Source organism: Paranoxybacillus vitaminiphilus, assembly GCF_003259935.1.
In the GTDB taxonomy this organism is placed as follows: domain Bacteria; phylum Bacillota; class Bacilli; order Bacillales; family Anoxybacillaceae; genus Paranoxybacillus; species Paranoxybacillus vitaminiphilus.
The window spans coordinates 1-9,669 of the sequence record NZ_QLMH01000033.1 but is presented as its reverse complement, the minus strand read 5'-3'; the positions used below and the strand labels follow the sequence as shown (position 1 = coordinate 9,669).

Genomic DNA, 9,669 nt, shown 5'->3' with positions numbered 1-9,669 from the left:
ATAATGGTGACACCTTTCTTTCTTTGGTTTTTGGTTTGGTCACCAATCGTTTACCAAAAGAAAGAGGTGTCTTTTTGTTTTTTAGACGAATTTTTCAGTGTCAAGTGAATATTGAGATACCCAAAGAAACCTATCAAATCAAGGATTATTCATAAATTTTTCACTGCGAAAGTTGAGTAATTTATTTTGTGTAAAAGTGTTCTAAAATATATTGAAGAGCTTTTGAATTCAGATAAAAGCTCCCTACAATTAACCCTGTCAAATAAACAATGAAAAAAGAGCATTTCTGTTATATATAAATGTAACTGTAATTCAATATTTCGACTTCTCAAGAAACGTCTCCTACTAAGCGTTGTAGAACTTCTTCCAGACGATGTTCAATGTACTCTAAAAAACCGTTCACTCACATTTCGTAATCTTTGATTCCGAAAAAGTAGGATTTTTTTGAACGATGCCGAATGAGTAAGTATAAGTAGGAGAAAAACAAAGAAGTCGCAAAGAATGAACATTCATATTCGCGTCATTTACCAAGCTACGTATCTCAACATGCTCAGTGAATTTTTCGAGGATGAAATATATGTCAATTTCAACTTTTTGAAAAAATGCTTTAAAGGCTAGGAGGAGGCTTTTTTTCTTAATTATGTTTTCGGGATTGATACTCATGACGCAAAAAATGCATCATTATTACAAGAGTGAAAATCTATTTTGTCGAATGTTTTAAATTTATACATTTTGGAATTTGAGTATGTCCATGGAAGATGTATTCATTATATTAGCAACCATATCAAGTTGTTGAACTTATGTCTTGTTTGTTTGAAAATCATCAGAAGAAGCCGTACATAGTTTTAGCTTTTTTGTGTTATTATGTAAGAGAAAGGCGGTAGATTGGGAATGGACGATTTGTTTGACAAATACAAAGAATCGATCATGTTGTCGTATCAATATGCATTTCGTTTATTGTTGCACTTAAAAAATGTGATTTCAGCATCGCAACAAATAACAAATGAAGACGAATTGATGAAAGAAGTGTATAGAGATTCGATTGTGAAAAAATATGAGATTTTAGAAGATCAACTTTGGAAGCTTTTATCAAAAATTTTTAAGTCATCCGGGCTTGAACTAAACAGTCCGCGGGCATGTTATCGTCAAGCTTTTAAGGAAGGATGGATTGAAAATATTGATGTATGGAACGATATGCTGAGTTCGCGAAACGCAACTGCCCATGTGTATAACGAAGAAGATTATGAGCGAATAAAAAATAAAATCGTAAATGAATATGTTCACCAAATCGAAGCGTTGCTTCAAAAAATAAAAGAAGAAGTGATTGATAGCGATGTATGGAATTAATAAAAATGTATTTGAGCGGTTGCTTACGTATTTTGAAGGTGACAAAGAGATTCAAAAAGTTATTTTGTTTGGATCACGCGCAAAAAACACGGCACGCTATAATTCTGATATTGATTTGTGTCTTGATTATACCGGAAATAAAAAGGGGAAAATAATGGACGACATTGACGAGATTGTCGGCATTTATTCGTGTGATGTGCTGTTTTTTGACTCGCTGAATGAGGAAATAAAACGGCAAATTATGCGTGATGGAAAGGTCATTTATGCAAAGCCTCTGTCGTGAGCTCAGTGTTCGAGAGTATGTGTCGAACATGATGGGACCCAAAAGTGTTCGCTAGGCGTTCTCTTTTCGGGTGCCCTCCCTTTTTCCGCAAAAAACATCCATGAGTAAATTTTACTCCCCACCCATACATGAAAATCAACTATTCCTTCCCATAATGGATGATGAACGCAAACAGTTTTGAAAGACGTTCTTGGCGAACAGTGACAGGCATTGTTTGTCAATATTGTAAAAAAGCTGCAGAAAGAGAATCCTTCCTCTGGAAGTTTTGTACATTGGAGCAATACGGCTGATTAGTGAAGTATGCTGAGGAGCGTCCGCATGAGGTTGCTATGTTGTTAAATCAGTTCATTTATTCATCTTTATCGTGAATTGTTTCGGGAAAAGGGGAAAGCATATAATCCAAGCATTTCGCTTGGAGCACCGCTGTTTGCCTATTTGCTTGCCGCATTTGATTATAGAAAATACCTTCTCTACAAGCAAGAAGTGTTTATGGATTTAAAAAATCGTACGGGATTGAGATGAAGCTTCGAACCGTTGGCAACAACTACGAGACGTATTTACAAATGTGCGAAATTGCCCTTCAACACTTAAAGAACACTTATCATGATTTAACCATGCTTGATATTCAAGATTTCTTCTTTTGCAGTGCGCAGTACGATCAGATTAAAGTTGAAAGTGCTGTCAAATATTTGTATGAACTAGCAAAAGAGTTAAGTACATTTATGAAACAGCCAGAACTCATGCTAGAGGCGATATCGAAGCTAGATTCCGACACGCTTCACTTGCTTAGAGAACAGTACCGAAACACAGAAAAAATAAATCTTATTAACTCAACTTTCGCACACAGAAATATTTAAGCATTGCTTGATATAATTAGGAATAGAAGCCAACCATTTATTCATTTGATTTTTAAAGATGTCAATGTTCAAAGAAACCTTGGATTTTGCCAAAGTTTGGAAAAGGTCAATAAGCGATTGGAGGGCAGTAATAAAATCTATGTCTTTTACATCTTCGCAAAGGATGTAAAAAAGGTTGCCAATAGTCTTAGAATCCTCCTCTTTTCGCATTTGCCAAGCAATGAGAATATATCGTGTAAAAACAATGGTTGTATGGCTAATTAACATGTCGTATGAACGCCCCTGGAATTCTTTCTCTAAATTTAAAAGGGATTTATTGCATTTAAAGAAGACTTCAATGTCCCAACGCATGCCGTAAATACGAATGATCTCTTCATTTTCTAATGTTGTATCTGTACTAAGAATGGCAAGACATTCGCTCCGTTTATTACGGTTTCGTACAAATAGAATTTTTACTGGAATTCCATTGTCTAAAGTAGCATAAACGGATCCGAGAATTTCTTTTTTACCCATGTGAGGTTTTGTCAATTTGTAAAGTTGATTCAGTGTGAAACGTTCACCATTGTAAACGTATCGCTTTTAATTGCTTCACCATGCCAATGACAAATAACCCTTTGTTCGTAATCTTCTCAATTAAAGGCGCTTGTGTAAACCAGGAATCCATGAGAACATAGGAACATAGTCAGCTACAATCCCTTTTTCAAGGGTGTGATCAAGTAAAGCTGAAGCCACGTCCGGTTTTGATTTCAGAGCTTCCTGGCGACGCTTATAGCCAGATGTTCGTTTATCAATATTGGTATTGATTTCTTGCAGGCGATTTTCCTTTTTCAGTGAACTTAGAAGAGCAAAATCAACGGGAATAAAAGTAAAACTATCGGTCCAGCCAAGGGTAAGCATTTGAAACCCTTTCAAGTGCTGATGGGTAGAGTGATCAAATACCTTGGCCAACAGTTCAACCGACTTACTACGGTTTCTTGAAAAGACAGAATCATCAATCACAAAAGCTGTGACACGATCTTTTGAAGTTAATGGTTTAAGCAGACGGATCATTTCGCTGCTTAATGAAAGCAGAAACTTTCTCCAATTATAGGTTGGTGTATTAAAAAGCGATAGACCATATCCTTTCCGGGCAGATCCTGAGATCGTTTACTCATAAAAACACGAAACCAGTTCTTATATTGGAAGACTAAAAGAAAAATCAGTTTGAAAACAGCAAGACAAGAATACCCGGAAAGTTTCGTAATATTCGCTTTTCTTAAATGATATCCAATATTTAATTCGGAAAATCCTTGTTTAATTTCTTGTATGAGTAAAATGTTTGTGGGAGGAAGCTAAATCCTCTTCCATCTGTTTCAAGGGGAGGTTTTCTTGAAAAGAAGGAGGATGAGCAAAATAGAGGCAAAAAGGACTCTCTTCCTGTAAGGTGATAAGTGCGACCATATCACACAGGAGGTCAGAGAGTCCTATGCAACAGTTTATCACAGGTGGGCAAACATTAAAAGAGTTAGAAATGGAATTGTTTTCGATGTTGCAAGAAACTTATGGAGGAATGTTTCAACAGATATTGGAATGGCTCGATGAAGAGATAGCCAAGCAACGAGATAAAAAGCGTTATTACCTAAAAGATAAACGAACGGTACGCATCCAGACGCTCTTTGGGGAGGTGGAGATCCGACGCAATTACTATTTGGATCGAGAAAAAGGCGTGTATACGTGTTTGTTAGATCATTTTCTCGGCTTCGATGGAGCGAAGGGGATGAGTCCGTTATTGGAGGAAACAGCGATCGAATTAGCCGTTACCGGTCCTTCTTATCGCCAAGCCGCAGAAGCGTTAGAGAAGATGGTAGGCTATGCGGTGGATTCGGCAGATGGTAGTACAGGCGACAGTGGATAGGCATCGCCCGATGGAAATGGAGCGACAGGTGTTGTTCGTGGAGGCGGACGGACTATATGTGAAACGGCAGCGAAGTCGCCGAAGAGGGAAGGAAGAAAAAATTTTGGCGGTGCACCAAGGATGGAAGCCACATGGGAAACGGGTATCCTTGGTTGGAAAACGGCACTATGTACACCAAACAAAAGAGCCGGTGTGGGAAGGATTAGAACGGTTTTTGATCGAGGAATACGGCTATGACCCAACGAGGGATTGGGTGGTGATCAATGGAGATGGAGCGGAGTGGATTACGGCTTGTCGGGAGTACTTCGGGAAACGTGTGTTTTTCCAGTTGGATCGGTTTCATGTCGCTCGAGAAATTCGCGAATGTTTCCAACATCATCCGCGGTACCGGACGATACGAAAGAAGCTAGCCACGTTTGATGAGAAAGGGTTATTAACCGAACTGTATAGCGCAGTAGGGACGCTAGGGGACGAGAAGAAAGAAAAACAAGTAGAGAGATTGATCCAACGGATTGAGTCCATGCCGGGCTGTTTGAGTGATTATCGCGAGTGGTTGCGAGAGAAAGGGATAGATACGACAGGAATGCGTCCGATGGGAAGCGCAGAGGGAACGATGCACGTCTTTGCGAAGCGAGTAAAGAGTGGACGGAGTTGGTGTGACGAAGGCATTCGAGCGTTTTTACAGGTGATGGTAGCTGTAAAAGACAGATTAACGATTCAGACATGGAAAGGAGAGATTCTTTCGCAAGAGGAAAAGAGAGAAACGGAACCAACCATGGTGAAAAAGGCAATCAAGCACGTAGGAACACGAGTAGCTGAGTTTGTGCGGGGAAATATCCGCTATTTACATCATTCGTCAGGAACGCCTATTTACCAAGCATTAAAAGCATTGAAAGGGTTTTAAAAAAAGCGAAGAAGGCACACACAAACAGGATGAGAGGATTAGAAAACGCTTACAAAATACTTATAAAAATCAAGTTGTTAAAACCAAATATATCCAACGTATAAAAACATCAAAAAAATCTCCCACAAACTCTTGACTCAATCATCTAACAGACATCTCTTTTTCCTTTACTTAATTTGTGGCATACTATATCTAGGAGGAGGGTAACATCATGGCTAGGGTTGAGGTAAAACCAAATGTCCTACAATGGGCAGTAAAACGTACTGGTAATTTTGACATGCTTAAGAGCAAATTCCCAAAGCTTAATGAATGGATAAATAATGAAAGCCAACCAACTCTTAAGCAGCTAGAAAAATTCGCAAAAGCAACTGCTATACCTCTTGGTTATTTCTTTCTTCCTAATCCACCAGAGGAGAAATTGAATATTCCCCACTATCGCACTATTAAAGATGAATTTGCTACTCAACCCAGCCCCAATCTTTTAGAAACCGTTCAAACTATGGAGAGGCGTCAACAATGGATGCGTGATTATTTAATTCAACTGGGAAACGAACCTTTAAATTATGTAGGTTCTGCAGACTTATCAGACGATCCAAAGTTGGTTGCTCAAGATATCAGAAGAACGTTAGGTTTAAAAGACGGTTGGGCATCAAAGCAAGGAACTTGGCAAGAAGCTTTACGCAACTTAATAAAAAAAATTGAAGACATTGGAATTATTGTAGTGATCAATGGAGTTGTCGGTAATAATACGCATAGGAAATTGGATGTCGATGAATTTCGTGGTTTTGTGCTTATTGATGATTATGCACCTTTAATATTTGTGAATGGAGCAGATGGCAAAGCTGCACAAATGTTTACATTGGCGCACGAACTCGCTCATATTTGGTATGGAGCAAGCGCAGCATTTGATTTAACTAATCTTCAGCCTGCTGACATTAAAATCGAGCATGTATGTAACAAAGCGGCTGCAGAGTTTCTCGTACCCGAAGATGAGTTGCTCGATATGTGGCAACAAGTAAGCAGATATGAAGATTGTTTTAAACAAATTGCTCGCAATTTCAAAGTAAGTGAAATTGTTGCAGCCCGTAGAGCGCTAGATTTGAAACTAATTACTAAAGATGAGTTTTTTAAATTCTATCAAGCCTGTTATATAGAAAGACGTTACCAAGAAAATCAAGATACTAGCGGGGGCAACTTTTACGCAACTCAACATTTACGTATCGGCCGCCGTTTTGCAGAAGCTGTAATAAGGGCTACAAAGGAAGGAACAATTCTCTACCGTGAAGCCTATCAACTGACTGGGCTTTATGGCAAAACTTTTTCTAAGTTCGCAGAATATTTAGATCCTGGGAGAAAGTTATGAGCTCTAACAACAAATTTGTACTGGATGCCAATGTCTTTATTGAGGCCTATAACAGGTATTATTCTTTTGACATAGCTCCTTCCTTTTGGAATGCCCTGTTTGAACATGCCAAAAGCGGTAACATAATAAGTATCGATCGTGTTAAACAAGAAATCAATAATTTTCATAAAGACGATGAATTGAGCAAGTGGATAAATAATAACTTTGCTCAATGGTTTGAACCGACAGATAAAGAGGAAGTTATTGACACATATCGGAAAATTATTACTTGGGCAGTTAATCAAAACCAATATCTTGACATTGCGAAAAATGACTTCGCCAGTGTAGCGGATAGCTGGCTGGTAGCTTTCGCAAAGACATATAATTTTATAGTAGTTACACATGAACAATTTAATGCCGATATAAAAAAAAGAATCCCTATCCCGAATGTCTGTCGTGCATTTAATGTACAGTACGTGAATACATTTGAAATGTTGCGTAGATTGAATATAAAACTTGGTTAAACTTTCAGAATTCACAAGTTAGTCTAAAAATAAAATTAATTCCCCCTGAGCATGGTGTCTGGTACATCCTGAAGTAGATCGAAGATTATTAGAATATCAGAAAAAGAGAGCCTGTAATATTCTCAAAAATCACCCGGCTCTCTTTCTGTTTTTATCCAGAAAATTCTGTTTCAAATCTTGATTTCTCCTCTTCATTCCGTTTTAATAAAAGCAAATCCTCTATATTTCCTCAAAAAAATTCCTCGAAAGGATGAAAGCCTCCTATGCCAAAAGAATACCTCGACTTGAAAATGGATTTTATGTTCAAGCAGCTGTTCGGCCACCCAAGCCGAAAGCGGATTACGATTGCGTTTTTGAACGGGCTTTTGAACCGAACCGGCCGCGACCGGATTGTTGATGTGCAATATGAAAATACCGAACTTCCGAAAGAGACGGAAGACGGCAAGATGAGCCGGCTGGATGTGCTCGTGTTCACTGACGGCGGCGAGCGAATCAACGTTGAAATCCAAGTCGTCCATCAGCATGATATGCCAGAAAGGGTGCTGTATTATTGGGCGCGGTTGTTTTCGCTGTCTCTTTCGAAAGGGCAGGAATACAATGAACTTCCACCAACGATTATGATCACGATCCTCAACTACCCGCTATTCCCTCACGAAACGGATCGCTTCCACACCGTATTTCACATCCGGGAAGACGAAGAGCATTTCCTTTGGAGCCCGCACTCTCTTTTTTCGGTTTTTGGGTAGTGATATAATCAATTGAAAGAACAAGTTGAGGTGATGGAGATGGAATGGCAGGAAGTGCGTTCATTGTATCCGAACCAATTTGTGAAATTACAGGTATTGAAGTCTCATTTACAGGGTGATCAGGAAATCATTGAAGAGGTGGCTGTCATTGGAACGGTTTCGGATGAGGATGCAACTCGTGAGTTACTGCAATCAAAAGGGGATCAGCTTGTTTATCACACTAGTCACGAGGAGATTGTTTTAAAAGTTCGTGGAACGATTGGCCTGAGAGAGAAATTTCGTTATGCAGATTGAATATCGTGATGGGTTGTTGTTTACATCGATAGAAATTGTTTATCAAGGAAGGTCTAAGTTGGTTAATAATATGGTCATTGATACTGGTGCTGTTAAAACACTGATTTCTCAAAATGCAGTAGAGGATATTGATTTGCGAGTAGAGATGGGCGATCATATTGTTACTTATTATGGAATCGGTGGAAAAGAGCACGCATTTACGAAGAAATTGGACTCTATTAAATTAGGTTCTTTTCAACTGATAGAGTATGAGATTGATTTTAGTGGGATGGACTATGATGGGATTAACGGTTTGTTAGGATTAGATATATTGCTAGACGCTGGACTTGTCCTAGACCTGGACAAATTAGAAATGTATCGTTCCGGTCAAAAATAAAGGATAAACCCGTGGTGCTAGATAAAGATCATTGAACATAAAAATAACCCTTGCACGGAACTGTCCTTTAAAATGAAAGTGCGATCTAACATTTGAAAGGAGAAGTTCCATGCAAGAGCACTTTCATTTTACAACAAACAAAGCCAAAATTCAAAAACAATATGCCACCATTTTATCGATTGTGATCACACAGTTGTCTTATATCGAACCACATTTGAAACGACGCAATCGGCACTTGTTGAAGCAAACCGATGCGGTCATCATTGCTATCCATGTGCTCGGGAAGCTTTTCGGATTCACATCGGAGCGAGCGTGGCATTGTTTTATCGTTGGAAACTTATTCACGAAAGAGGTATTCCCTGAACGTTCTCGATACAACCGTCGATGTCGTTCGTTGCGTTGGGCGATCAAATGATTCGATACCAACTCGCCAAAGGTGGACAACATCACGCCTATGCCGTCGTGGACAGTTTACCGATCGAGCTATGTCACTATGCGCGTGCTTCGCGTGTCAAACGTTTTCGGGATGTGGCGGATATCGGATATTGTGCTTCTAAGAAAATGTTCTTTTATGGATTTAAGTTACACATCCAGATCACCGAACGATCGCTTCCGATGGGATATGTGGTCACGGCTGCTTCGTATCACGATCGAATCGTGGCAGAAGAAGTCATGACTCAACTTCCGCATCCTTACACGTTAGGAGATAAAGGATACGTCAGTCAACCATTACAAGAGAAGCTTTATCGTGAATATGGGATTGCGTTCTGGACACCATCTCGCAAAAATCAATGCACGGTTTCGCCGAAAAAGTGGGCACAGTGGATGCGTCGAAAACGTAAAATCGCGGAAACCACTTTTTCTGTTCTTACCGATCTATTTCGTCTTACTGCCATCCGTGCCAATAGCGTCGATGGGTTTGAAACAGCACTAGATGGCATTTTATTGGCTTACACGCTTGTTGTCCTTGAGCTAGTTGAACAATAGAGTTCAACTAGCACCATGGGTTACTTTTTATTTCCTGCCTCAAACTTTGCGTAAAACTATAGTTTAACGAAAAATACTCCTCAAGTTTCTGGCTTAAAAGTGAAAGCCCCTTAGC

7 protein-coding genes and 4 pseudogenes are annotated in these 9,669 nt (G+C 39.2%); 10 read left to right on the top strand and 1 reads right to left on the bottom strand.

Annotated features, from left to right (window positions below; translation table 11 throughout):
* The first annotated feature begins 891 nt into the window (after window positions 1-891).
* The 3 genes from B0I26_RS17495 to B0I26_RS17485 all read left to right on the top strand — a co-directional run bounded on the left by B0I26_RS17495 (window position 892) and on the right by B0I26_RS17485 (window position 2,487).
* Window positions 892-1,347, top strand: coding sequence for an HI0074 family nucleotidyltransferase substrate-binding subunit (locus B0I26_RS17495; RefSeq protein ID WP_111646635.1), 456 nt, complete (start codon window positions 892-894; stop codon window positions 1,345-1,347).
* On the top strand, window positions 1,334-1,630 hold the full coding sequence (locus tag B0I26_RS17490) for a nucleotidyltransferase domain-containing protein (RefSeq protein ID WP_003397908.1): 297 nt from the start codon (window positions 1,334-1,336) through the stop codon (window positions 1,628-1,630). Before B0I26_RS17495 ends, B0I26_RS17490 begins: the two co-directional genes overlap by 14 nt.
* Before the next feature lie 518 nt (window positions 1,631-2,148).
* A complete protein-coding gene (locus B0I26_RS17485; RefSeq protein ID WP_094245929.1) occupies window positions 2,149-2,487 on the top strand; it encodes a hypothetical protein in 339 nt (112 codons plus the stop codon).
* Here B0I26_RS17485 and B0I26_RS17480 read toward each other — a convergent pair.
* Window positions 2,461-3,803: pseudogene (locus B0I26_RS17480) on the bottom strand (IS4 family transposase). The gene B0I26_RS17485 and the pseudogene B0I26_RS17480 sit on opposite strands and share 27 nt — an antisense overlap.
* Window positions 3,804-3,952: 149 nt before the next feature.
* On the opposite strand from B0I26_RS17480, the pseudogene B0I26_RS17475 reads away from it, so the two are divergent.
* The 7 genes and pseudogenes from B0I26_RS17475 to B0I26_RS17445 all read left to right on the top strand — a co-directional run bounded on the left by B0I26_RS17475 (window position 3,953) and on the right by B0I26_RS17445 (window position 9,554).
* Window positions 3,953-5,285 (top strand): annotated as a pseudogene (locus B0I26_RS17475) (ISLre2 family transposase).
* Between the two features lie 211 nt (window positions 5,286-5,496).
* Complete coding sequence (locus B0I26_RS17470; RefSeq protein WP_094245927.1) at window positions 5,497-6,648, top strand: ImmA/IrrE family metallo-endopeptidase; 1,152 nt, start codon at window positions 5,497-5,499, stop codon at window positions 6,646-6,648.
* Window positions 6,645-7,151: a DUF4411 family protein gene (locus tag B0I26_RS17465; RefSeq protein ID WP_094245926.1), complete on the top strand. Its 507-nt coding sequence runs from the start codon at window positions 6,645-6,647 to the stop codon at window positions 7,149-7,151. The genes B0I26_RS17470 and B0I26_RS17465 overlap by 4 nt, the downstream gene beginning before the upstream one ends.
* A 263-nt stretch (window positions 7,152-7,414) precedes the next feature.
* Window positions 7,415-7,891, top strand: a pseudogene (locus B0I26_RS17460) (Rpn family recombination-promoting nuclease/putative transposase); the annotation flags it as partial.
* A gap of 45 nt (window positions 7,892-7,936) precedes the next feature.
* The gene (locus B0I26_RS17455) at window positions 7,937-8,191 is read left to right on the top strand and encodes a hypothetical protein (RefSeq protein WP_094245925.1); all 255 of its coding nucleotides are present in this window, start codon (window positions 7,937-7,939) and stop codon (window positions 8,189-8,191) included.
* Window positions 8,181-8,567 carry a retropepsin-like aspartic protease gene (locus tag B0I26_RS17450; RefSeq protein ID WP_111646634.1) on the top strand — a complete coding sequence of 129 codons (387 nt, stop codon included), beginning with the start codon at window positions 8,181-8,183 and terminating at the stop codon, window positions 8,565-8,567. Before B0I26_RS17455 ends, B0I26_RS17450 begins: the two co-directional genes overlap by 11 nt.
* Window positions 8,568-8,676: 109 nt before the next feature.
* Window positions 8,677-9,554: pseudogene (locus B0I26_RS17445) on the top strand (IS982 family transposase).
* Window positions 9,555-9,669: the final 115 nt, after the last annotated feature.